Consider the following 23,271-nt stretch of genomic DNA (forward strand, 5'->3'; position numbering starts at 1 on the left):
CTTCGTTATTCCCTCAAAATGAGAATAATTTTAGCCGATTTTATGATATATATATACGTAGGAAGTTTCAGTAGATTGACTGTGAACTGTCCGCATGAAAGGATTGATAATTCGCGTGATTGATTTAATGCTCTATAAAGAAACAGCCGACTATTTGGAGAAAGTGATCGATAAAGAGGTGCTTGACCTTGTGGAAGTAGAGTACCCTAAGGTATATACTTACATCCACCAATTGATTGATTCTTTCAAATGTGCTGTCCAACAAATAGATGGTTCAAATTTTTGGGAACTTTTTCCAGAAATACTTGGGTATGATTCACGGTTTGTTTTATTGAACTCATTGATTCTAGTAAGAGATGAATTCTTGACAGAAGAAGAAATCATCCAAATGATCGAAACCGATTATACTCATTTAAATAAAGAATCTTGCGGTTATTCTTTGAAAGATCAGGAACATGAAAGCCTTATCTTCAATATCAAATAAATGATTTCCTAAAATCGCAAGGAGCAGCCGACCAGCATCAGTGGTCGGCTGTTTATTTGTTTAAATTTACGCTTTATTTATTCAATAATCTTAAAAATATTTTGAAAAAATGGTAAATATAGATTATCATTGATGTATGAATAAAGAATAACTGAAAAATCTTTTCAATTCAGCGTTACAGTTAGACTGGATTCAGGAAATTAGCTATATAACATTGTTCATGGAATGAGCAAAGAGAAAGGGGCATATATGGATTATTTGAATTTTTCAAAAAAAGAGTGGGAGATTCTGATTTGTTTTTGGAATGCTCAGGAACCACTATGTTGCAGTGATTTTAGTGAGCGTTTTAACTTGAATCGCAACACTTCGTTATCAGTCATCAGAAAATTAGTCAATAAAGGCATACTGGAAGTTGCGAGCATCAAAATGAGCGGTTCGGTTTTAGCACGTCGTTTTCAACCCAAAGTGACTGAATTAGAAGTACTGCAGTCGATTCTTAATCAAGATCAGATTTTTGCTATGCTTCAGGTGGCGATTGGTCGTCTCGAAGAAAAGCAGTTAGCGATGTTAATGGACAAAATTACTGCTAAAAAACAAGAGCTTTCAATGCCAAAAGATCATCAGTGATCTTGCTTGTCCAAAGAGAGCCAACAAAAAAAGATCTGACTTATGGACTGCGCTTAAGAAGTTAGTTTTTCGGCTAACGTTTCGAGCAATCCGGTAAGTCGGATCTTTTTTAGCTAGTTTTCTGAAACTGATGCAGCATTTTTGTCGTCAAGCGATGTAAATCAGCTAGTTCTGTAGGAGACAATGGCAGGAAGTCTTTGACTTTACTGGGAATATTCACCGCAGAATCATGGAGCAGCTGCCCTTTTCCTGTCAATGACACATTTAAAGAACGTTCGTCCTCTTGATTGCGAGTTCTTGAAAGATAGCCTTTCATTTCGAGTTTCTTTAAAACCGGAGTCAAAGTTCCAGAGTCCAGACACAGAGAATCGCCCAATTCTTTTACTGTCAATGTTCCTTGCTCCCATAAGACGAGCATCACGAGATATTGCGTATAGGTCAAGTCCAGAGGGTCCAGTAATCCTTTATAATGCTTGATAATTTCTTTCGAAGCGGCGTATAGAGGAAAACATAGTTGGTTTTCAAGTGCTAAGTCATTCATGTCCTCACTCCTTTTTATACTGACGCTTCTTATCATAGCTTTTTTGTATCGGAAAGTCTACTCACTAACAGCTTTGACGGTTACTTCAATATTGCCGGCTGTTGCTTTTGAATAAGGACATACGGTATGAGCAATTTCTAGTAATTCTTGTGTTTCATCTAATGAAAGACCTTCTACAAATCCTTCAATCTCTACTCCTAGAACAAAACTACTTTCATTTTCGGCATAAAGTGAAACTTGTGCACTTACGGTTGATGCGCCATCAATTCCTTTACTTTGCTTTACAAGTTCAAGAGCACTGTTGAAACAAGCACTAAAACCAGCGGCAAAAAGTTGTTCTGGGTTAGTGGCATTTTCGACCCGTTTACCAGGTGCTGCGATGGATAATTCGAAGGAATGATCAGGACTATGAACTTCTCCTGAACGGCCACCTGTGTTGATCATCTTTGTAGAATACATTTTTTTCATCTAACTTCACTCCTGTTTTTTTGATTTTGTACAATTAGATTGTACGCAATTTAATTGTGGAAAGCAATTAAGTTGCTTGCAAAAGCAGGTTTTTATATTTTTACTTGTTTTTACATTAAATTGAAAGTAAAAGTTTAAATAATTACTGTGTAGCAAGGCAAAACATGATATGATGATAGCACAGAATCTAAGGATAGTTGGTTAGTGAAGAGGGTGACTAAAATCGTAGAATATATGGAAAACCGCGCAGTCGGGAAATATTTTCGTTCCGCGACAGATCATTATGCCGGATTCATTCGAATCTTTGGTACGTATACTGAATATCGGGTTGTTGCCGGTATTCCAGCAGAGAATGTGATGCTGGAGATCATCGGCGTTGAAAATGGGATCTTGCTGACACAAGTGAACAATACATTATTTGAAAATGGAAGAGGGTATATTCAATGATCATCGTACAAATTATCTTAATCGTTCTTGTCATAGCGATCGTGATTTGGCTGTTGGCAAGCACTGCTGTTATCGTTCGACAAGGTGAAGTAAAAGTAGTTGAGAGTTTTGGGAAGTATGTTAAGACACTTGAACCAGGTCTACACTTTTTAGTCCCTATTTTATATACAGTCAGAGAACGAGTATCACTTAAACAGATTCCTTTAGAAATTGAACCGCAAAGTGCTATCACGAAGGATAATGTTATCGTTCAAATTGATGAAGCCATCAAATACCATGTCACAGATGTCCGGGCGTTTGTTTATGATAATGAAAACTCGGTCGTTTCTATGATCCAAGATGCGCAATCCAATTTGCGAGGAATCATTGGGAAAATGGATCTAAATGAAGTTCTCAACGGAACAGAAGAAATCAACGTGGCGTTGTTTACTTCCATTAAAGATATCACAGCGGGGTATGGGTTGGCGATCGACCGAATCAATATTGGTGAGATCAAAGTTTCGCAAGAAATCATTGAATCAATGAACAAACTGATCACTGCTTCACGGGATAAAGAATCCATGATCACGCGGGCACAAGGGGAGAAATCTTCTGCTGTCTTAAGTGCGGAAGCCAAAGCTTCTCAAATGACGATCGATGCCCAAGCCCGAGCGGAACAAACTCAGATTGATGCGGAAGCTCGTGCTAAACGTGTACGGATCGATGCAGACGCCGAAGCAGAACGAATTGCTAAAATTACTGAAGCAGAACGTAAACGGATCTTAGCCATCAATGAAGCAATCAAAGAAAGTCAATTAGACGAACGTTCACTCTCTTACTTGGGCATTGAAGCCTTTAAAGATATTGTCAACAGTAAGACGAATACAGTCATTCTACCATCAAACATGACAGAATTAGGCAATATTCCAGTTGTGAAACAACTCTGGGAACAAACAGACAAAACCAGCGAATAACAAACTAACTGAATCAACCAACATAAATGAGCTCCACCCATTGTTTGATAAACATGGCTGGAGCTCGTTTTTGATTTGTTGAACAATAGTTTGATTACTGGATAGTTGTTGTCTTATTGGTACTTGTGGCGTAGTCTTTGTTTATCCTAAAGAGAAGACGTAGTAATAGTTCGATTGTCTACTATCAACAATGCGATCATCACATAACCGATCCAACTATCTCTGGAATAGAGAATATAACGAGGAGACCAATAAGCTGCATACTTGCTCTTGTACTCCCGCAATCCCTCAAAGGAATAAAAGTGAGAACCAAAGTTATAGATCAAATAGGCGATCCGTTCTTGAATGAAACTGCTTCTGAACGTCCCTACATTCGCCAGCGGGGCCATCCCTAAGTCGAACTGTTCGAATCCTTGGTTTTTAAAATAATCGAAGAGATTGATGAACAAAAAGTCCATTGTGCCATTAGGTGCTTTTTCAGGATCATGACGCATTAAGTCGATTGACCCACAACCTGTCTGATAAGTAGGCATAAAAGAAGCAAATGCCACAATTTCTTGCTGTTGGTTCTTGACGACAGCGATTGGGACGGTGCTCAAGTAATCTTCAGAGAAAAATCCTAATGAGAAACCTTTCTCTTTGCGACCATCTAGCCAGCGATCAGAAATATCTCGTAGCTTGGCAAATGTTTCCGCATTGTACGGTGGTTGTAGGACATCGAAAGTAAAGCCTTCTTTATTGATTTTGTTGTTTAATGCCCGTTGACCCTTCATTTTTTTGCCAGACAAGGTGAAATTCTGTAGGTCCACGAAGGCTTTCTCACCAAATTTGATGAAGTCATAGCCAAATTCATGAAGAAGCATGACCATTTCTTCACTGCTTTCATAGAAGACAGGCAAATAATTCCACTGATCCATTTCTGTGATAAAGGCTTCTAGTGCAGCAGCAAAATCCTCTTGCTTACCAGCTGGGTCCCCCATGACCAAACATTTATTGTTATAGGTCGTAAACTGGAAAAAGACGGTAGGATCGGTCTCGTTCGGATAGAAATAGACTTCTTTATCTTTCAAAAAGACAAGATGGCTATCACTAGTACCACCGTAGGTCTCTAAAAGAGTCAAGATTTTTTCATTCTCAGGTCTCTGTCCAATTTGATGTTTGGGTCCCATTAAATAGCGTGAGAAAAGCAAGACCGCGATAGCGACGATCATGATAGCCAGAAAGCCTTGCAACCATAACTTTTCAGAAGGAAACAAAAGAAAATCAATGGAACGATGGGCGGGATGACGATTTAAATGGGGCATGTTATAGACCCCAATAATCACATAAAGGACAGTCAAAGATCCCATCAAAAGGCCATCGATCGTCAGCCATTCCCAAGAATAAACCAGTTGCTTACGAAATAGTTCACTTTTGGAAAGGACCATAATCGCCAATAAGAAGAGCAAGAAACACATGGTTGAAAAGCGGAAACCGGCTAAGACCGCATAGCCGATCGTTGCTGCAATCAACAGCAATGTTGGAAAATAAGCGCGCGAAACACGAGCTGAAACCCCACGACCAGCAATGATGAAAAGATAACCTAAGAAAATACTTGGGTATTGCATGACAAAGTTCAAGCGAATCGGATTAAGATGTGCTAACCATTGAATGTGGTCAAATGCTTCCGGAATCGTTGCTGACAAAACCAGCATCGTACCAGTCAAATAGAGCAACAGTACTTCAATCTTATGGAATACTTCTAAAAGCAATCCTTTAGGAATACCAGAAAAGCGTGTGTTGAGCGTTACACTGACATTTTTAGAGAACAAAAGCACCCCAATCAAAAACGGAATGATGTAATAGAATAGCCGGAATAGCAGAAGCCACGCTACGACACTTTCTCGGGGAATATTCAATGAACCCATTCCCATGATCATCATGACATCAAAGGTTCCTAATTCTCCGGGAATCATTGATACGATCCCTATCACAGATGCAGCAATAAATAATGGCAGTATTTGAAAAATATCCACAGAGATCCCCATCAGCATACCGGTGGTGATAAAGGCCGTAAATACCCCTACCCATTCCAATAATGAAACCAAAATCAGTTGACCGCGGTCAGAAGGGGTCAGACCGCCTAAATAGCCATTCTTCTTCGACAAACTTAAGACATAGACCACTGGAAAGTACAAACTTCCTCCCAATAGCCAAATCCAATATTGCTGCAGATAATCAGTTGTTGGCCCAAAGACGACGAACCCTAATGCCAGTAATGATAAAAGCGATAACCCAGACATAAGATAAATAAAAATTTTCGAAATTGCTTGAGCAACATCTTTGCCATTTTTTTCTTTGCCATAGAATTCGGAGCGAAGACCAATGCTGATAAAACCGCCGAATCCTACAAGATTATTCATGGTATTGATGATCCAGCTTGTTTCACTTAAATAACGGGCAGAAAGCTTTTGTCCTAAGAGCCGATTTAAGATAATGTCATAACCAATCATTGGCGCAATACAAAGCAAACTAATCAAAAGCATCAATGCAACACGCCAAACCGCTAATTCGGAAAACAGTGTCGTCAATTGATCGACGGAAATCGTCTTGCTTAAGGAAAGCAATTCACCTAAAACGATCACTGCTACAGCGATCAAAAAGAGTCCTTTGAACAAGGAGAGATGGTTACGAATCCATGTAAAAAGTTTCATTTTATTGTCCCACCTTATCTAAGAAAGAAAGAACTTTCTGATTGAATATATTTGGATTTTTGCGAGCAAAACTATGTCCTTGTCCCTTTACTACCATGAAATTGGCATTCGGAATATGATTGGCTAGATAAAATGAATGAGACAATTTGATTGAATCTCTTTTTCCTACCAAAATCAGTGTTGGGACAGTAATTTTTTTTAAATCGGTGGCTGATAAACCGATGTTACGAAAGAGTAGTGCAAGAATCGGTAAAAAACCACGCATGCCTTTATCGAAAGGCGCGCAAAGCCAAACGACTGCATATTGGATCAGACTGCCGATCCGTGCAAACAGCCGAACCCCTTTAGGATCCGTATTGCCGGAATTTAAAATCAGACAACTCACTAATTCCGGATATTTAAAACAAAACACCATAGCTAAATTTGCGCCATCACTAAATCCTAGAAGAGCTACCTTTGACAGGTGTTCTTTTTGAATAATGGCATACAAGTCATCAGCCATCAAGAAAAAATCAATTTTTTTGCGGGTATTCGTTGATTTGCCATGCCCACGGCTGTCTATCAAGTACAGCTGATGTTTCTGACTTAATTCAGCTATCTGATTAGCAAAGTAAGCACTGCTCCCGCCATTGCCATGCAATAAGAATAATGGCTTGCCTTTTCCAATTTTCTCATAGTAAAGGACCGAGCCATCTTGCATTTTGGCATAACACTTTTCAGATTCCATTTTTTCACCTACTTTCTTTGAGTATACCTTGAAGCCCGCGATTGATAAAATCAAATGGTGATTTTTCACTAGAAATAATCATCGTTTATTCATTTTTGTCTTAGAAAACTGCTATCTTATTATATTAAGAAATCAGACAGATGCTGCTCTTTAGATTCATTTCTAGCCATATCTTAGGAGATCACTTCGAAATGGAACAGAAAACTTTGCCAAAATAGAAAATTTTCACATTTTCCCCCGTATTTTTCCCTCTTATTTCTTTAGAAGGAAACTATAGAAGAAAACCATAGAAGAAAACCATAGAAGAAAACCATAGAAGAAAACCATAGAAGAGAACTATAGAAGAGAACTACGCAAAGCAGCAAGGACACCCCATAGTGTCTCCCATTCAGTGACAATGGTTTTCATTAAACGGGGGGAACAATGAATGATTTAAAGCTTGTTTAACATGTCTAAAGGAAATCAACAAGGTGCCTTCTGAATTTTTTTTCATTCAGTTTGACCTGCAAGATGCATTCGTGGCGCAGAAAGCAAATGTTTGTTATTCCTAAAAGATTATATCTCTCCAATAATTACTGCAAAGTTTCAGGAATTCAGTTATTATTTTCAAGTTGTTATCTTGATGCTGGAGGGAAATAAATGAGAGAGACTAGATATGAAGAATTGAAGCGAGCAGAAAAGGGCGCTCTGCTTAGTATCATCGCCTATCTATTGATTTCATTCGTTAAATTATTGATCGGTAAAATAGCTGGGTCGGAAGCTTTATGGGCAGATGGTTTAAATAATGCCACCGATATAATCGCTTCAGTGGCTGTTTTGATAGGTCTACGCTTAGCTCAAAAACCGGCTGATGAAGAACATAAGTATGGACATTGGAAAGCAGAGAATGTAGCAAGTTTGATTACGTCATTGATCATGCTTGCTGTAGGGCTGCAAGTACTTTATTCCTCTGTCTGGTCCTTGATTCAAGGGGAGACAGAAAGTCCTGATGTGCTTGCGGCAATTATAGGTGTGGTCTCGGCTATTCTCATGTATGGTGTGTATACCTTTAATCGAAGATTGGCTGCACAAGTAAAAAGTTCCGCACTGCTTGCTGCTGCCAAAGACAATCGCAGCGATGCTTGGACCAGCATCGGAACCGCCATTGCCATTTTTGCCGCTTCTTTTGGCTGGGGGTGGCTTGATAGTCTAACAGCGATCGTTGTCGCTGTTCTGATCCTAAAAACGGCCATTGATATTTTTAAAGAAAGTGCCTTCTCATTGTCAGATGGTTTTGATCAAACATTGGTCAACGAGTACGAACAAGTCGTAGCCGATTTTCCGGAAGTAAAATCTGTCAAGAGTATTCGCGGCAGAATGTATGGCGCAAATGTGTTTCTTGATATTGTTATTACGATGGACAAATATTTGACAGTTGAAAAAAGTCATGCAGTAGCTGATGCCATAGAAGCATTGCTGTCTGATCGTTTCAATGTCTATGATACAGATATTCATATTGAACCAGATTAATCGCCGATTTATTTTTAAGGGTCATTTTGTGTTGTGTAAGTTAAAAAAAACAGTGTAAACACCACGTTTCTAGCATGTAAACATCCCGTTGCTTCTTTTTTTATTGAAAGAATGGCAAACTATTCTTATCAGAAAAAGAAAGTAGGGATCGTATGGAGACGATAAATATCACTGACCTTCAAGCAAAGAAAATTAATGAAGTGGGACAACCTGTCCTTTTAGAAATTTGTAAAAATTATATTTTATCAGTAGAAGATAGACAGATACTAGCTCTTCTTCAGAAACAAATTACAGAAAAAAAAGCTGAACTCGTTTGAGATTCAACTCGTTTTAGTCAAGTACAAAAAGAAAAGCAGCAGTTTGATCCATCAATGATCAAGCTGCTGCTTTTTTAGCCTTTGAGAAAAGAAAGAATGAAGGTAATCCAACTTTTCTTTTGTCAGAGAAGATCAGTAGTCTGATGATATCCTAGAGGAAAGCAAAAGTAGAAATAAGAAAGATTTCGGTAGAAAGAAGTGATTCGATTTTTATAAAAGTCTTTTAAAAGACTTCAAAAAAACCTTTTTGAGGTTAGTGACCGCTAGTCATTTTAATGCCTACAATACTGATCAATAATAATCCAACAAAAAGCCAAGTGGCTGGGTTTATCTTGTCATGGAACAATACCACACCAATGATGACTGAACCCACCGCACCGATCCCAGTCCAGATAGGGTAGGATAAACTCATTGGCAGTTGTTTGATTGCTTGCGACAAAAAGAAAAAACTGGCGATCATACCAATAATGGTGTAAATCGTAAAATTGATTTTTGTAAATCCTTCACTCCATTTCATCGTTGTGGACCAGAATACTTCTAGTACGCCAGCTAATAATAGTTCGAGCCAAGCCATTCTATTTCCCTCCTTTTTGATTATTTAGAAAACAAAAAGAGGAAGACCATTCCTTCTAAGACCTACTGGAATGATCGTCCTCTTTTAACTACCCGGTGGCAGTCTCTATTTTCTTGTAACCAGTATAGCACACTCGGATTTTTTTGGGGAATGAAAAAAACTTATCGAAAAAATGAGGGGTAGCACTTTCGGATAAAAATTGAAAGAAAGAGAAACTGTTCCAGAAAATGAGCTGGTCCTGTTTCTCGTCATCGCATCTAATTTTTCCTAACAAACTTGATGCGATCAGCAGAACTTTCTGATGGTGCTAAATCTTTCTTTCAATTGCGGATAGACAACATTATCAATAGTTAAGACAAGGAAAGACTTTTCTATTTATTTAAAAAACATTCCGATATAATAAAGATATGTAGGGATACATCTTTGAAAGGAGTCCACCATGAAAATTACATTTCAACCAGTCCGATCTTTAGAGGAGATTCAAGAATTAGAGCTTGTCGTTAAGGAGATTTGGTCAGAAGTCTTTACACCTATCATCGGGTCTGCTCAAGTCAGCTATATGCTAGAAACTTATCAATCTCCAGAAACGATCCAACAAGAAATCAAAGAAGGCGCCGCTTATTTTATTCTTCGATTAGAAGATGAGATTATTGGCTACACAGCTTACGAAGAAGAGGCAGACCGTCTGTATTTGAGTAAACTTTATTTAACACCTGCTATGCGAGGAAAAGGCGTCTCCAGCAAAGTATTTGATTGGGTTGAATCTTTAGCCGCTGGCAAAACACTCTTTTTGAACGTCAATAAAGGCAATCAACAAGCGATTGCCGTCTACGAACACCGGGGTTTTGTCCGGGTCGGGGAACGAAAGGTTGATATCGGTCAAGGTTTTGTAATGGATGACTATATCTACGAAAAAACATTCAAACAATGAAAGACATAAGCTTTTTTCCATCGCTCAGTTTGTGGGAAGAAAGCTTATTTCCTATTAAAAAAACGTTTACACACCTTTTTCACTGTGTTATATTGTCCTTGTAAAGATTATAATGTTATAATCAGGAGGGCTAAAATGAATGGATTTGTAGGGTTTATTGAACAAAAGTTAATGCCAGTGGCAAATAAGGTAGGTATGCAGCGACATATGGTGGCCATACGTAAAGGAATCATTGCCACATTACCATTGACGATCGTCGGTTCCTTTTTCACGATATTATTGAATTTTCCTATTGAGTCAGTTGCAGCATTTATTGAACCATATCGTGAAGTTCTAGACATTCCGTTTCGCTATACAGTTGGTCTGCTTGCACTTTATGCGACCTTTGGTATCGCATCTTCATTGGCAAAAAGTTACAAACTAGACTCATTGACAGCAGGTATTTTGGCAACAATGTCCTTTTTGATCACGGCAGCACCACCAATTCGGGTTCTTGAATCGGTAGAAGGTGTGATCGATGCTGGACGTTTCATCAATGTTGCTAACCTTGGTTCTGGATCACTATTTGGTGCAATTGTCACAGCTATTTTGTCAGTGGAAATCTATCGCTTCTTTATTGTCAAAAATATCACGATCAAAATGCCTGATGGTGTACCGCCTGAAGTGACCAATTCCTTCATGGCATTGATTCCCGGGGGAGCGATTCTTGTTTTGTTTTGGGTCATTCGTCATATCATCGGTTTTGATATCAATGGCTTCTTAAGTAACCTTTTGATGCCGCTGAAAGATGTTTTAGCAGGAAACAGTTTGTTTGGCGGCTTATTGACAGTTTTCTTGATTTGTTTCTTTTGGGTTCTTGGAATTCATGGACCAGCAATCATGGGTCCGGTGATCCGTCCTTTCTGGGATATCTCGATTGCAGAAAATATGGAAGTTTTTCAATCATCCGGCAATGCGCATGAATTACCAAACATCTTTACAGAACAATTTCTGCAATGGTTTGTTTGGATTGGTGGGGCAGGAACGACGCTTGCGCTGGTTGTCTTGTTTTTATTCTCAAAATCAAACTATTTGAAACAATTAGGACGTCTTTCGATTTTGCCAGGTATTTTCAATATCAATGAACCGGTCATCTTTGGAGCTCCGATTGTGATGAATCCGATTCTTGGGATTCCGTTTCTTGTAGCACCTTTGATTACAACGACAATTTCGTACTTTGCTACGACGACAGGGATCGTTCCAATGATGGCTGCCCGTCTAGGATTTGCCATTCCAGCACCCATTGCTGCTTGGATGAGTACAAATTGGAGTGTTGCCGCTGGAATCTTAGTTGTGGTGAACTTTTTGATCACATTGGCGATCTATTACCCATTCTTTAAAGTCTTTGAAAAACAGCAATTAGAACGTGAAGAAGAACAAGCGACTCAAGAATGAAGGGTCTCTTTATCAAGAAGTCAAACGAGACGATGGGATAGGAGCAAAGAACGATCCATAAATGACAACCAAATGAGCTCTCTGGGAAATACCGAGTTCTTCTAGGTGAACAGAAACAATTCTACGGGATCATCCCAGTAAACACCTCAATCCCAGAGTGCTTTCTAGATGGTTCTTTTGAGTGAAGCAATTAGGGTTCATTTGTTGCTTAAACAGTGGTTCATGCGCGAGGATCCGCGTTTGATGATCGAAAGGAGACTAAGTGCATAAAATGATGCTGATGTATGCATGTTTATTATTTATCGGATTACAAATTTGGCTAACCAGACATGGAGCATTTATCCAGCAGATTCGCTTCCGCACACTGATAGCCGGATCCTTATTAGTATTAGTCATTGCCGTTATGCTATTTGGCAGGACAACGATTGCCCCGGTGATCTTGACAACACTGACTGTTGGTTGCAGTACGTTGCTGATCACAAAATTTTCTCAAATTGGTGCGCAGAAGGAGTGGACAAAATGAAAAGACAACTAGGAATCTCTATTTATCCAGACCACAGCAGTAATGACGAAGACAAAGCTTATTTAGAATTGGCTCAACGCTATGGATTTAGTCGAATTTTTATGAGTATGTTAGAAGTGACAGAAGGCAAAGAAATTGTTCGCAAGAAATTCACAGAATTATTAAGATTTGCCAAATCACTTGGCTACGAAACGATTTTGGATGTTGCACCGGCAATTTTTGAAGAGCTGGAAATTTCTTATGATGATTTGACGTTTTTCCACGAATTGGGTGCGGATGGCATCCGCTTGGATTTAGGTTTTGACGGCAGCAAAGAAGCAATGCTGACTTATAATCCGTTTGGATTGGCGATCGAGCTAAATATGAGCAACGACGTCGCTTATTTAGACAATATTTTGACGTATCAAGCAAACTTGCCTTTCTTATATGGCTGTCACAATTTTTATCCTCAGGAAGGTACCGCATTACCGTATGAGTTCTTCGAAAAATGCAGCCAGCGTTTTAAAGCCAAAGGAATTCGAACTGCTGCTTTTATCACTTCACAGTCTGGAACGATCGGTCCATGGGATATCAATGACGGATTACCGACATTAGAGATGCATCGGCATTTACCTGTAGAGATCGCAGCAAAACATCTCTTTGCAACAGGATTGATCGATGATGTAATCATTGGGAATGCCTATGCCTCAGAAGCAGAACTTGCAGCACTTGGCGCAATCAATCGTTACCAAACAGAATTTTCGGTGACTTTTACACCGGAGAGCACTTCATGCGAACGAAAGATCGTTCTGAAAGAGCAGCATTACCGTCGAGGGGACATTACTGATCGGATGATTCGATCAACAGAAGTCCGAAAAAAATACAAGCAATTTGATAACCCAGCCCACGATAATCTGGAGGAATTCCAACCTGGAGATATTGTGATCGGCAACGATGATTTTGGCAAGTACAAAAACGAATTACAGGTGGTGTTGACCCCTCATTGCGATCCGCGAAAAAATAAAGTTGGATCAATTGTCGCAGAAGAACGGCTGTTGTTGTCGTATATTCATCCGTGGACCAAATTTAAATTTACCGAGAGGAATGATTAACATGTTGGATATGATTATCCGCCAGGCACGTACACTCAATGAAGAGATTTTCGATATCGGGATCAAGCAAGGGAAAATTTGCCAGATCGCAAAAACGATCGAAGAATCCGCACAAAAGGAGTGGACACTTCTTCCGAATCAGTATCTTTCGGCAGGCTGGATTGATGATCATGTCCATTGTTTTGAAGAAATGAGCTTGTACTATGATTATCCCGATCAGATCGGTGTGGCAAAAGGTGTAACGACAGTAATCGATGCGGGGACTACTGGCGCCGAAAATATTCATCGTTTCTACGAATTTGCACAAGCAGCCAAAACGAATGTCTTTGCGCTTGTCAATATTTCAAAATGGGGCATCGTCGAACAAGATGAATTAGCCGATCTTTCTAAGATCAAGGGGGATCTGATCACAAAGGCCCTAAATGAATTTCCTGACTTCATCGTGGGGTTAAAAGCGAGAATGAGCAGGACAGTGATTGGCGAAAATGGCATCACTCCATTGAAATTAGCCAAAAATATCCAAAAAAAACACCCAGGCCTACCATTGATGGTTCATATTGGTTCAGCACCACCAGATTTGGCTGACATTTTGTCTTGTTTAGAGAAAGGTGACGTTCTGACCCACTGTTTCAATGGCAAGGAAAATGGTATTTTAGATCGTCAGTCAAATACCATCAAATCGTTTGTTTTTGATGCTTATGGCAAAGGTGTTGCTTTTGATATTGGTCATGGTACAGATAGTTTCAATTTTTCGGTGGCAGAAAAAGCCTATACCGCCAATTTGAAAGCTGCTTCTATCAGCACCGATATTTATATACGTAACCGTATGAAGGGTCCGGTATATGATTTGGCTACTACTATGGAGAAATTAGCCGTTGTCGGTTATAGTTGGCAAGAAATCATCGAGAAAGTAACATTGGCACCAGCTCGTCAGTTTCAACTAAAAGGAAAAGGTGCCATCGAAGAAGAAATGGATGCTGATTTCACGATCTTTGAATTCAAAGAAGCAGCCAAAGTACTGATTGATTCAAATGGGAACAAGCGAAGTATTGATCGACAGATCATTCCGCTAAAGACTATAATTGGAGGACAAGTATATGACATTGAATCTGACTAAACTTGGCTTGAAGCAAGTCATCAATGCTTCTGGTAAAATGACGATTCTCGGTGTTTCTAAAGTGAGCGAAGGTGTCTTAACAGCCCAACGCTTTGGTGGGGAACACTTTTTTGAGATGAGCGAGTTAGCAGTCAAAACAGGGGCCTATTTGGCCAAACTACTTCAAGTTGAAGATGCTCAAATCGTCTCTTCAGCTTCTGCTGGAATTGTTCAATCTGTAGCAGCAGTCATTGGACAAGGCTCATCATTCCATCTTTACCATCCTTATTCAGAAAAGATTCAGCGTCGAGAGATCATCTTGCCGAAGGGACACAATGTGGATTATGGCACACCTGTTGAAGTGATGGTTCAACAAGGTGGAGGCCAAGTTGTTGAGGCAGGCTATGCCAATATGTGCTCTGTTGACCATATTGCTCAGATGATCAGTCCCCAGACAGCTGCGATTCTCTATATCAAAAGTCATCATACAGTACAAAAAAGTATGCTTTCAGTAAAGGAAGTTGCTCAAGTCGCAAAACAGTCGGGCATCCCTTTGATCGTGGATGCGGCAGCGGAAGAGGATCTTTTCAGGTACATCCAGGAGGGTGCCGATTTAGTGATCTACTCCGGAGCCAAGGCTTTGTCTGGGCCAAGTGCTGGTTTAGTGATCGGTCGTAAAGAACTAATAGAATGGGTGAGACTGCAATCTAAAGGCATCGGGCGTTCCATGAAGATCGGTAAAGAAAATATGATGGGGCTTACGCAAGCAGTAGAAGAGTATCTGGCTGAAGGAAGTGAGTCTGGCGCTTCCATGAAGCATCGTTTGGAACCCTTCATCGCAGCGCTCAATCAAATTACTGGCTTGTCTGCAGATATCGTCCAAGATGGTGCAGGGCGAGACATTTATCGCGCCCGGGTTCGGGTCCAAAATGGGCCATCGGCGATGGAAGTGATCCAGAAATTAAAAGTAGAAGAACCAGCCATCTACACGAGAGAATATCAAGCAAATCACGGCATTATTGAATTTGATATTCGGGCAGTCACAGAAACTGAAATGCATGTGATTGTCAATCGATTAAAAGAAATCATGAATCCGGAGGAACCAAAAGAATGAAAAAATCCCCGACTTATTTAGAAGATCGAATTTGTTTAAACGTTTTAGCTAACTCAGTGGAAAACGCCAAAGAATGTTTTGAAGCAGCCGAAGGGAAAATCTTATTAGGCGTTCTTTCCAAAAATTATTCCACGGATGAAGCAGCGATTGAAGACATGAAAAAATACCAAGCAGAAATAGAAAATGCATTATCAGTTGGTCTCGGTGCCGGTGATCCGAATCAGAGCGAGATGGTCTCTCGAATTTCTGCTGTGTTGCAGCCGCAACATGTCAATCAAGTATTCACGGGAGCTGCAACATCTCGGGCGTTGTTAGGACAAGAAGAAACTATTGTTAATGCATTAGTTTCTCCGACAGGCAAAGTCGGCTTTGTCAATATTGCCACTGGCCCGTTAAGTTCACAGGAAGAACCCACTGAGGTTCCTCTTGAAACGGCGATTGCATTACTCAAGGATATGGGCGCTAGTTCAATCAAATATTTCCCTATGAAAGGATTGGCGCACAAAGAAGAATATCAAGCGGTGGCAAAAGCTTGTGCAGCTCATGACTTTTATCTTGAACCGACCGGTGGGATTGATTTGGATAACTTTGCAGAAATCTTGCAGATTGCTGTGGATGCAGGAGTCAAGAAAATCATTCCTCACGTGTATAGCTCGATCATTGATCCAGAGACGGGCGATACCCGTCCGGAAGATGTGAGACGATTACTGAAGATGATGAAAGATTCATTGAAGTAAGAGTGAAGGAGGAATTGTGATGCGAATCGGTGCATACGGTGAAGTCATGCTGCGCTTGACACCGCCTGAATATCGGACATTAGAACAAACCCATTCGCTGCGGATGGATTTTACAGGAACGGGCGTAAATATTTTAGGAAATCTGGCGCACTTCAATCTTTCAGCATCCTTATTGACGAAAGTACCAAAAAACCGTTTGGGTGATGCGGCCAAAGCGAATTTGCAAACTTATGGTATCAAGACAGAATTTATTGGTCAGGCACACAATCATATCGGCAGTTATTTTGCTGAAGTTGGTTTTGGCGCTCGCCCCACCTATGTGACGTATCAGAACCGCCGCGGTAGTTCATTTGGGGTTTCCGGACCTGCAACTTATCCCATCGCTGAATATTTAGAAACGATCGATCTTTTGCATATTTGTGGTATTTCGTTGAGCTTGACCGAAGAAACGTGGCAAACCGCGATAACATTGGCAAAACAAGCTACTTTGAAGAACATCAAAGTTTGCTTCGATTTTAATTTTCGTCCCAGTCTGAATTTGGAAGAAGGACAGCGAGAAATCTTAAAAAAACGTTACGAAGCGATTCTGCCTTATTGTGATTTGGTATTTGGGTCTGTACGAGATTTGCACGGTCTTTTGGGATTTGGTGAGCAGCTGCCTATTGATGGACTAGAGGAACAGCAAATCGTTCAGGCCTTTATGGCGCAGTACGGGATTGAATGGTTTACAGGAACCAGACGGATAGCCAGTGAAGACAAACAGTTTATCAGCGGGATGATCTACACTAAAGAAGAAACTGTTGAAACTGCACCTCAATTGTTACAAGTGCTAGATCGAATCGGTGCAGGGGATGCATATGCAGCAGGTATTCTTTTAGGATATGCCGAGAAATGGCCACTAAAAAAAACCGCGGATTTTGCTATCACCAATGCTGTATTGGCCCATACGATGTTAGGAGATGTTCCCTTGATTACACGGGAACAAGTAGAGCAAGTGCTAAAGAATCCTGGGGTAGATTTATTTCGTTGAGTATTATTCGCTAGGATATACAAAGCACGCGTAAACAATAATAAATCATCCAACAAAGAGCGTTTGATGGCGAATCAGTGACTGCCGTCAAAAGGGCTCTTTGTTGGATGATTTTTGTTTTATTCGACAGGTAAGAAGACGAACAACAAGTGAATGGATTGTCGAGGGGGATATCAAGCAGTCGTTTTCATTGATTATTGATTCAGGTAGCGTTCGGCTTTCTTTTCGGGAATCACCCAAAGAAGTAGAACGAGACTATCGAGACTGATCACAAAAAGCGGATGAATCAACCAGCCAAGGAGCAATGCCACAATGTTGACAAAAAGAGTAAAGGTTAATTTCTGATAGCGTTGAAATAGTTTCCTAATGGTTGGATTATTTTGGCTTTCCCGGCTTAATGCTCGTCCTAACAAATAATAGCTAAAATCAGTCAAGAAAATCACAGCACCATAGAGCATTTGAGGAGCGAGGGACAGCGGGTATTGACTGACCCACGAAGTAACAAAAGGAAAAAGCGACAACGAGAGTATCAGCAAATGATTGGCCCATAATGTCCATCCATCAATATGTTCTGCAACTTGAAAGAGATGATGATGATTGTTCCAATAAATGGCCAGCATCACAAAACTGATCAAATAAATGATAAACTGATGTTCGATGCCTAGAAACGCTTGAAAGGTATCGTTTTTTGGTTGGTGAAGTTCTAAGACCAGCAAAGTCATCACGATAGCAATCACTGCATCTGTAAAGGCCTCGATTCGGTTCTTTGACATAACATGCTCCTTTCAGAATAGTAAATCAGTGTTAGTTTACGTCAATAGATACGATTCGTCTATCAAAGAGAATTGCAATAAAAAAAGGACAGTGATATAAGATCAAAGCTAACTCAAAAGGCAACGGTGAGTATGCCTTTGTGTCTGAAACTTCTCATTGCGAGAAGCATTAGCAGTATCTTATTTCATCGTCCTAATGGATTATTGTTTGACAGTGAATGTCAAATCAAATTGAGAAGGGTGGATGTAACGAAATTTTGGTCCTTGGCTATCGTCGATGATCAATTCGATCAATTCGCTGTTGATTTTTTTGACCTCAGTGATTTGATGCCCTTGGTCGTCACAAAGTTCAATCACCGCTTCTGGATAAGTTGATTTGAGCTGATTGTATTTTGTGATAAAGGCGTTGACGATAGCAGCAGACGCAGTCAAGTCAGTATATTCTGGCATATTCTTCCTCCTTATTTAGTAATCAAGAATGAGTGGATACGTTTGTCTAGTTAGACTCTTTATCTAAAACACCATATAAAAATAAATCAATGGCCTGATAGAGTTCAGTTTCTTTCTCTGCTGAATCTAAGTATGAAGCAATGAGAATAAACATTTGGCTGACAATAAACTGATAGGAAAGTTCGTTTCGTAATCGTAGTTCACTTGTTTGAAAAAGGCGAATAAATGGTTGCTGATAGTTTTCTTTCCAAATCAAGTAGAGTTTTCTGGCGGTTTCTTCAGAGACGGTATGTTTGATATCATCCATCATTAAGTAGAAATTGAAAGGGTGACGTTTTTGCAGAAATCGAGCCATCCGTTGCAGTTTCTCTGCTAAGGAGTCATTGGGATCATTAACGATCTGATATAAGTTTTCAGATACATCTATCGCTAACCGCGCAAGAACACCGTAATAAATATCTTCTTTTCTTTTGAAATGATAATACAAATTAGGCTGAGTAATGCCTAACAACTCCGCGATTTGTCTTGTTGAAGTTCCTTTATACCCTTGTTGCATGAACAACTGTTCAGCCACGTCTAAAATCTCATCTTGCATTATTTTCACTCCGGTTGGTTTTTATCTGCTGTTTTACAGAACGTAATAAAAAAGCTTTTCTTTGGATAGAGACAGCATTTTTTTTGAGAAAAACCTGGTAATTTTTCTCACGAATGACCGTCAATAGTTCGCGATAGATCAATAAAGCAGCCATAAGCGCTTCCTGGCAGTCTTCATCGATCTGAGGCATCATGGACAAGGCTTCATCGTACAGTTTTTCTGCTAGCAGAGCTTCAAACTCCCAAAGCTGGATAAAGGATTCAGTGACCTTTTTTTGTCTGAGGTGTTGAATGGTAATCTCAAACCGCTGCATCGTTTCTTTTGGTAAATAAATTCGATTCATCGCAAGATCTTCCCCAATATCCCGGAGAATATTCGTTCGCTGCATAGCTTCCCCTAGCTTCTTGGCCGGTTCTTGGATCTTGCCTGCCTGACTAGATAAAATCGGCAGCAACATCAACCCGACACTTCCAGCAACAAAGTAGCTGTAGCTACTCAAATCAGCCTCCGTTTCAGGTGGCTGAAAATTTAGATCCATCCTCTGTCCTGCGAGCATATCATAAAATGGTTGGAACTGTAAATCATATTTCTCAAAGACAACAGAAAGAGCCCGCCATAAAGGGGCATCCAGAACCTTTCCGCAAGCCATTTGTCGTAACCCGTGTTCTAGTTCATTTAATTTAACGATGTCTTGATAACGATCGATGGCATCATCTGCTTGCCGACAAAAGGCATAGACGGCAAATACGGAACGTGCTTTTTCTGAGGGTAATTGCGAAAAAGCACTGTAGAAACTTTTCGAATGTTTTTTGATGATTTGCTCGCAATAAGCAAAGTCTTCCTTATATCGTTCAAAAAGCGTGCTTTCCTTATTGATCATCTTTTAGTAACTCCTCTACGGCAAGCTTTGCACTTTGCATCACGATTGGAACACCGGCTCCTGGGTGAGTGCTGCTGCCACAAAAATACAAACCTTCTGCGTAAGCAAACTTATTATGAGGACGATAGTAATTGCTTTGAGATAATGTCGGTTTCAATCCGAAAGTCGCCCCGTTATAAGCGTTGTAGTGGTCTTTGAAATCTTGTGGTGTATAGTAGGTTTCAAAAACGATATGCTCATCGATATCATTGAAAATCGTTTTTTCTTTTAGCGTGTGGATAATTTTGTTGCGGTAATTCGTGATTGTATTAGGTTGCCAATCATTAAACTTAGACAGCTCGGGAACTGGCACCAACACATACAAGCCTTCGTGACCCTCGGGTGCTAGTGAGGCATCTTTCAATGTGGGACGATAGAGATAAAAGGAAGGATCTTCTGGCAAAACACCAGACTCAAAAAGGTCATCGACATTTTTTTTGAAGTCTTCGGCAAAGTAGATGCTATGCAAGCCATTGGCTTCATATTTTTTATCCAGCCCTAGGTACAAGAGAAAACACGAACAAGAATAGGCCATTCGGCTGATTTTTTTATTGGTGTATTTGCCCCGATTTTTTTCATTAGGAATCAATTCTTGCATCGCATAAGGAAAATCAGCCGCACAGACAATCGCATCTGCTGAATGGATGTGCCCATTTAGACGAATCCCTGTTGCTCGCTTGTTTTCAATGATCAGTTCTTCGATCGGTGAGTCATAATGAATCACGCCGCCTAATTCTTCAAATAAGCGAGCCAGCGAAGTCGCTAATGTATACATACCGCCTTTGATGAAATAGACGCCATAGAACAACTCGATCATAGGGATGATCGTATAAAGAGAGGGCCCTTGATAGGGAGAAACCCCGATATACAATGTTTGAAAGGCTAGCGACTTGCGCAAGCGGTCATCTTTAACAAACTTTGAGATCGAAGTGTAGGCATCGTTGAATGTTTTCAATTTCATTCCTGCCCAAAGGGATTGAGGATTATAAAAATCCCAGAATCCTCGAAACGATTTAGTGATGAAAGCTTCTTTTGCAATCACGTAGCGTTTATAAATATCTGCCAGAAAGGCGAAATAACCTTGGGCATCTTCTTCAGAAATCCCTTCTAAAGTTTTAGTGAGTTCAATCAGATCATTGGAAAAGGTGAGAGGTGCTTCATCAGCAAAGTAGAGCTGCAGCATAGGATCAACCTTTTCCATCGGGATATAGTCATCTGGATCGACACCGCATAGTTGAAAAATCTCGCGATAAATCTCCGGCATCATAACAATGGTCGGGCCGACATCAAATGTAAAACCAGCTTGCTTGATTTGGTTCATTTTGCCATCGGGCTGGATTTCTTTTTCGTATAGTGTGACCGCATAACCTGCTTGTTGCAATCTGACAGCGGCGGATAGTCCTGCGACACCGCCGCCGACAACGATAATTTTTTTCATGAGAACTCCTTATCAAATATTTCTTGGCTTCAGATTAATCGTGTTGTGTTTTTGTGTGTTCTTTTTCCTTTAAGACACCGTCTTCCATTACAAGCACCCGATCACAATAATCAGTTAGTCGGGTATCATGGGTCACCATAATCGTCGCTTTATTTTTTTCCTTTGTTTCTTGCGCAAGAATTTTGACTACTTCATAGGCTTTTTCGGAATCCAGACTGGCTGTTGGTTCATCCGCCAAAATAATTGTTGGGTCATGATACAAAGCTCTAGCGATCGCCACCCGTTGACGTTCCCCACCGGAGAGATCTTCAGGGTATTTGTTTTGCAATTTATCGATTCCTAATTGGGTAAATAAATCTTGGGCAGATTGGGTTTTATTCTCTTTGCTGACTTTGTCGACTAGTTTCAGTTGCTTTTTAACGGTCAAGAATGGGACAAGATTGGAAGCTTGAAGAATAAAACCGATCTCTTTGAATCGTAATTTGGCCCGATTTTTTTCTTTCTGGTCACTAAAAGGCTGATCGTTGATCAAAACTTCACCAGCTGTAGGTGCTTGTAATCCTCCCGCAATAGTTAAAAAAGTACTTTTACCTGAACCAGAGGGTCCAATGATGGCGACAAATTCTCCTTTTTCAACGGAAAAGTTTGTCTCTTTCAAAGCCTCAATCATCGTATCTCCATCTTTGAAGGTTTTCTTCACATCTTTAAATTCAATGGCACTCATTTTTATCCTCCTATCCAATAGCTTTCAATGGGTCAATCTTAACAATCGTTCTTACTGAGAAGAAAGCACCGACAATCGCAATCAAAATCATCAATACACTAATACCTGCAAAAAAGAGGCTGTTTACTTGAAAGGGCACAGCTTGCGGCAAGACCAACGCCGTTCCGATCGTCGCCGCTAATCCTACCAATACGCCCACCGTTGCTAAAAGGAAAGTTTGTGCGATGACAGAAAATGCGATGTAACGACTAGAAATTCCTTGTGCCTTCATGACACCAAAAATATCAGATTTCTGCATAGTCAAGACATAAATAAAGATCCCAATAACGATGGCAGCAATGACGATCAAGAAGCCGATCATAAACCCAAAGGTTAGCACTTGAGCACTATAACCAGGCAATTCATTGATGAAATCACTAATTTTGGTTGCTGTTAATTCATCCGGTACTTCTTCAACTGTTCCTCGCGTAACGATGGCATTGATGCGGGCTTTATCGCTGGTATCTTTTGTTTCAAAGCGAATTTCTTGATAGGCACCAATCGTCGTGTAGAGAACAGGTGCGACATTGAAGCGAGCATTTTCTGTAAAGCCGACGATCTTCAGTTTCTTTTCATTGCCGGCTAATTTGACGGTATCGCCGATCTTAATGTCGTATTCCTCTTTCAAACTGCTGTCAGCAACTGCCTCATCGTCGTTCGCGAAAAGTTCGCCTTCCGTGAGTTTAGGAGCCAAGAATTGATCTGGTTCGATCCCAAAAAAGCTGACATCAACTTTTTCACCACCGGATTCCTTGGTGATCACACCCGCAGTTTGAGCCAATACAGCTTTCTCATCTGCTTTGACTTCATCATAGAGATTACGAGGGATCATGGACATATTCAAATTGTTATTCGCTTCCTCGGCTAATAAAATCTCTGATGCCGACCATTTATCGACAGCAGTTCGGTTTTCTTGGGCAAGACCATAGGCTAGCCCGGTCAAGAAAAAAACTAAGTAAGCGATCAAAAACATGACACCGGTAACCAGTGCATACCGCAATTTAGAATGGCGGATTTCATTTATTGCTAAAAACATA

The 23,271-nt window shown here is 40.2% G+C and carries 26 protein-coding genes; 14 read left to right on the forward strand and 12 right to left on the reverse strand.

The window, feature by feature from the left end; translation table 11 throughout:
- Positions 1-94: 94 nt before the first annotated feature.
- Positions 95-484 (forward strand): DUF7006 family protein, encoded by a 390-nt coding sequence (locus tag IGJ28_RS15820; RefSeq protein ID WP_003126117.1) that lies wholly within the window; start codon positions 95-97, stop codon positions 482-484.
- 249 nt (positions 485-733) lie between these two features.
- The gene (locus IGJ28_RS15825; RefSeq protein WP_021149994.1) at positions 734-1,111 is read left to right on the forward strand and encodes a hypothetical protein; all 378 of its coding nucleotides are present in this window, start codon (positions 734-736) and stop codon (positions 1,109-1,111) included.
- A gap of 109 nt (positions 1,112-1,220) precedes the next feature.
- On the opposite strand, the gene IGJ28_RS15830 is transcribed toward IGJ28_RS15825, so the two are convergent.
- Entirely contained in the window at positions 1,221-1,652 is a 432-nt protein-coding gene (locus IGJ28_RS15830; RefSeq protein WP_003126119.1) for a MarR family winged helix-turn-helix transcriptional regulator, read from the reverse strand.
- A 57-nt stretch (positions 1,653-1,709) separates the two neighbouring features.
- Positions 1,710-2,120, reverse strand: coding sequence for an Ohr family peroxiredoxin (locus IGJ28_RS15835; RefSeq protein WP_060814084.1), 411 nt, complete (start codon positions 2,118-2,120; stop codon positions 1,710-1,712).
- A 234-nt stretch (positions 2,121-2,354) separates the two neighbouring features.
- Between IGJ28_RS15835 and IGJ28_RS15840 the strand changes: the two genes are divergently transcribed.
- Together IGJ28_RS15840 and IGJ28_RS15845 are read left to right on the forward strand one after the other, a co-directional pair.
- Entirely contained in the window at positions 2,355-2,567 is a 213-nt protein-coding gene (locus IGJ28_RS15840) for a hypothetical protein (RefSeq protein ID WP_060814083.1), read from the forward strand.
- The gene (locus IGJ28_RS15845) at positions 2,564-3,520 is read left to right on the forward strand and encodes an SPFH domain-containing protein (protein ID WP_060814082.1); all 957 of its coding nucleotides are present in this window, start codon (positions 2,564-2,566) and stop codon (positions 3,518-3,520) included. The genes IGJ28_RS15840 and IGJ28_RS15845 overlap by 4 nt, the downstream gene beginning before the upstream one ends.
- 146 nt (positions 3,521-3,666) lie before the next feature.
- Here IGJ28_RS15845 and mprF read toward each other — a convergent pair whose 3' ends face one another.
- Together mprF and IGJ28_RS15855 are read right to left on the reverse strand one after the other, a co-directional pair.
- A complete protein-coding gene (gene mprF, locus IGJ28_RS15850) occupies positions 3,667-6,213 on the reverse strand; it encodes a bifunctional lysylphosphatidylglycerol flippase/synthetase MprF (RefSeq protein ID WP_003126123.1) in 2,547 nt (848 codons plus the stop codon).
- Between the two features lies 1 nt (position 6,214).
- The gene (locus IGJ28_RS15855; protein WP_003126124.1) at positions 6,215-6,940 is read right to left on the reverse strand and encodes an alpha/beta fold hydrolase; all 726 of its coding nucleotides are present in this window, start codon (positions 6,938-6,940) and stop codon (positions 6,215-6,217) included.
- 639 nt (positions 6,941-7,579) lie between these two features.
- On the opposite strand from IGJ28_RS15855, the gene IGJ28_RS15860 reads away from it, so the two are divergent.
- Together IGJ28_RS15860 and IGJ28_RS15865 are read left to right on the forward strand one after the other, a co-directional pair.
- Positions 7,580-8,449, forward strand: a complete 870-nt coding sequence (locus IGJ28_RS15860) for a cation diffusion facilitator family transporter (protein ID WP_003126126.1) — start codon at positions 7,580-7,582, stop codon at positions 8,447-8,449.
- Between the two features lie 152 nt (positions 8,450-8,601).
- Positions 8,602-8,766, forward strand: a complete 165-nt coding sequence (locus IGJ28_RS15865; RefSeq protein ID WP_003126127.1) for a hypothetical protein — start codon at positions 8,602-8,604, stop codon at positions 8,764-8,766.
- A gap of 253 nt (positions 8,767-9,019) precedes the next feature.
- On the opposite strand, the gene IGJ28_RS15870 is transcribed toward IGJ28_RS15865, so the two are convergent.
- Positions 9,020-9,340 (reverse strand): DMT family transporter, encoded by a 321-nt coding sequence (locus IGJ28_RS15870; RefSeq protein WP_081131659.1) that lies wholly within the window; start codon positions 9,338-9,340, stop codon positions 9,020-9,022.
- Between the two features lie 439 nt (positions 9,341-9,779).
- Here IGJ28_RS15870 and IGJ28_RS15875 point away from each other — a divergent pair, with 439 nt between their 5' ends.
- From IGJ28_RS15875 to IGJ28_RS15910, 8 genes are all read left to right on the forward strand, one after another.
- Positions 9,780-10,271, forward strand: coding sequence for a GNAT family N-acetyltransferase (locus IGJ28_RS15875; RefSeq protein WP_081131658.1), 492 nt, complete (start codon positions 9,780-9,782; stop codon positions 10,269-10,271).
- 135 nt (positions 10,272-10,406) lie between these two features.
- Positions 10,407-11,705, forward strand: a complete 1,299-nt coding sequence (locus IGJ28_RS15880; RefSeq protein WP_081131657.1) for a PTS sugar transporter subunit IIC — start codon at positions 10,407-10,409, stop codon at positions 11,703-11,705.
- A 271-nt stretch (positions 11,706-11,976) separates the two neighbouring features.
- Positions 11,977-12,228, forward strand: coding sequence for a hypothetical protein (locus IGJ28_RS15885; protein WP_216661509.1), 252 nt, complete (start codon positions 11,977-11,979; stop codon positions 12,226-12,228).
- Complete coding sequence (locus IGJ28_RS15890) at positions 12,225-13,319, forward strand: DUF871 domain-containing protein (protein ID WP_208774092.1); 1,095 nt, start codon at positions 12,225-12,227, stop codon at positions 13,317-13,319. Before IGJ28_RS15885 ends, IGJ28_RS15890 begins: the two co-directional genes overlap by 4 nt.
- Position 13,320: 1 nt before the next feature.
- The gene (locus tag IGJ28_RS15895; protein ID WP_113849548.1) at positions 13,321-14,436 is read left to right on the forward strand and encodes an amidohydrolase/deacetylase family metallohydrolase; all 1,116 of its coding nucleotides are present in this window, start codon (positions 13,321-13,323) and stop codon (positions 14,434-14,436) included.
- Positions 14,417-15,529, forward strand: a complete 1,113-nt coding sequence (locus tag IGJ28_RS15900; protein WP_252711442.1) for a DgaE family pyridoxal phosphate-dependent ammonia lyase — start codon at positions 14,417-14,419, stop codon at positions 15,527-15,529. The genes IGJ28_RS15895 and IGJ28_RS15900 overlap by 20 nt, the downstream gene beginning before the upstream one ends.
- The gene (gene dagF, locus IGJ28_RS15905) at positions 15,526-16,266 is read left to right on the forward strand and encodes a 2-dehydro-3-deoxy-phosphogluconate aldolase (protein WP_081131652.1); all 741 of its coding nucleotides are present in this window, start codon (positions 15,526-15,528) and stop codon (positions 16,264-16,266) included. Before IGJ28_RS15900 ends, dagF begins: the two co-directional genes overlap by 4 nt.
- A 16-nt stretch (positions 16,267-16,282) precedes the next feature.
- Positions 16,283-17,296 (forward strand): sugar kinase, encoded by a 1,014-nt coding sequence (locus IGJ28_RS15910; protein WP_208774089.1) that lies wholly within the window; start codon positions 16,283-16,285, stop codon positions 17,294-17,296.
- A gap of 194 nt (positions 17,297-17,490) precedes the next feature.
- Here the strand turns inward: IGJ28_RS15910 and IGJ28_RS15915 are convergent, their stop codons facing one another.
- From IGJ28_RS15915 to IGJ28_RS15945, 7 genes are all read right to left on the reverse strand, one after another.
- Entirely contained in the window at positions 17,491-18,069 is a 579-nt protein-coding gene (locus IGJ28_RS15915) for a TMEM175 family protein (RefSeq protein WP_081131650.1), read from the reverse strand.
- Positions 18,070-18,270: 201 nt separating this feature from the next.
- Positions 18,271-18,519 (reverse strand): hypothetical protein, encoded by a 249-nt coding sequence (locus tag IGJ28_RS15920; RefSeq protein ID WP_081131649.1) that lies wholly within the window; start codon positions 18,517-18,519, stop codon positions 18,271-18,273.
- Between the two features lie 46 nt (positions 18,520-18,565).
- Positions 18,566-19,114 carry a TetR/AcrR family transcriptional regulator gene (locus IGJ28_RS15925; protein ID WP_005471088.1) on the reverse strand — a complete coding sequence of 183 codons (549 nt, stop codon included), beginning with the start codon at positions 19,112-19,114 and terminating at the stop codon, positions 18,566-18,568.
- Positions 19,104-19,994: a phytoene/squalene synthase family protein gene (locus IGJ28_RS15930; RefSeq protein WP_252711441.1), complete on the reverse strand. Its 891-nt coding sequence runs from the start codon at positions 19,992-19,994 to the stop codon at positions 19,104-19,106. The genes IGJ28_RS15925 and IGJ28_RS15930 overlap by 11 nt, the downstream gene beginning before the upstream one ends.
- On the reverse strand, positions 19,984-21,471 hold the full coding sequence (locus tag IGJ28_RS15935) for a phytoene desaturase family protein (RefSeq protein WP_252711440.1): 1,488 nt from the start codon (positions 21,469-21,471) through the stop codon (positions 19,984-19,986). The genes IGJ28_RS15930 and IGJ28_RS15935 overlap by 11 nt, the downstream gene beginning before the upstream one ends.
- 34 nt (positions 21,472-21,505) lie before the next feature.
- On the reverse strand, positions 21,506-22,195 hold the full coding sequence (locus IGJ28_RS15940; RefSeq protein WP_003126143.1) for an ABC transporter ATP-binding protein: 690 nt from the start codon (positions 22,193-22,195) through the stop codon (positions 21,506-21,508).
- A 10-nt stretch (positions 22,196-22,205) separates the two neighbouring features.
- Positions 22,206-23,270, reverse strand: a complete 1,065-nt coding sequence (locus IGJ28_RS15945) for an ABC transporter permease (RefSeq protein WP_208774085.1) — start codon at positions 23,268-23,270, stop codon at positions 22,206-22,208.
- Between the last annotated feature and the right edge of the window lies 1 nt (position 23,271).

Source organism: Enterococcus sp. AZ091 (assembly GCF_051714805.1).
GTDB classification, from domain to species: domain Bacteria; phylum Bacillota; class Bacilli; order Lactobacillales; family Enterococcaceae; genus Enterococcus_D; species Enterococcus_D gallinarum.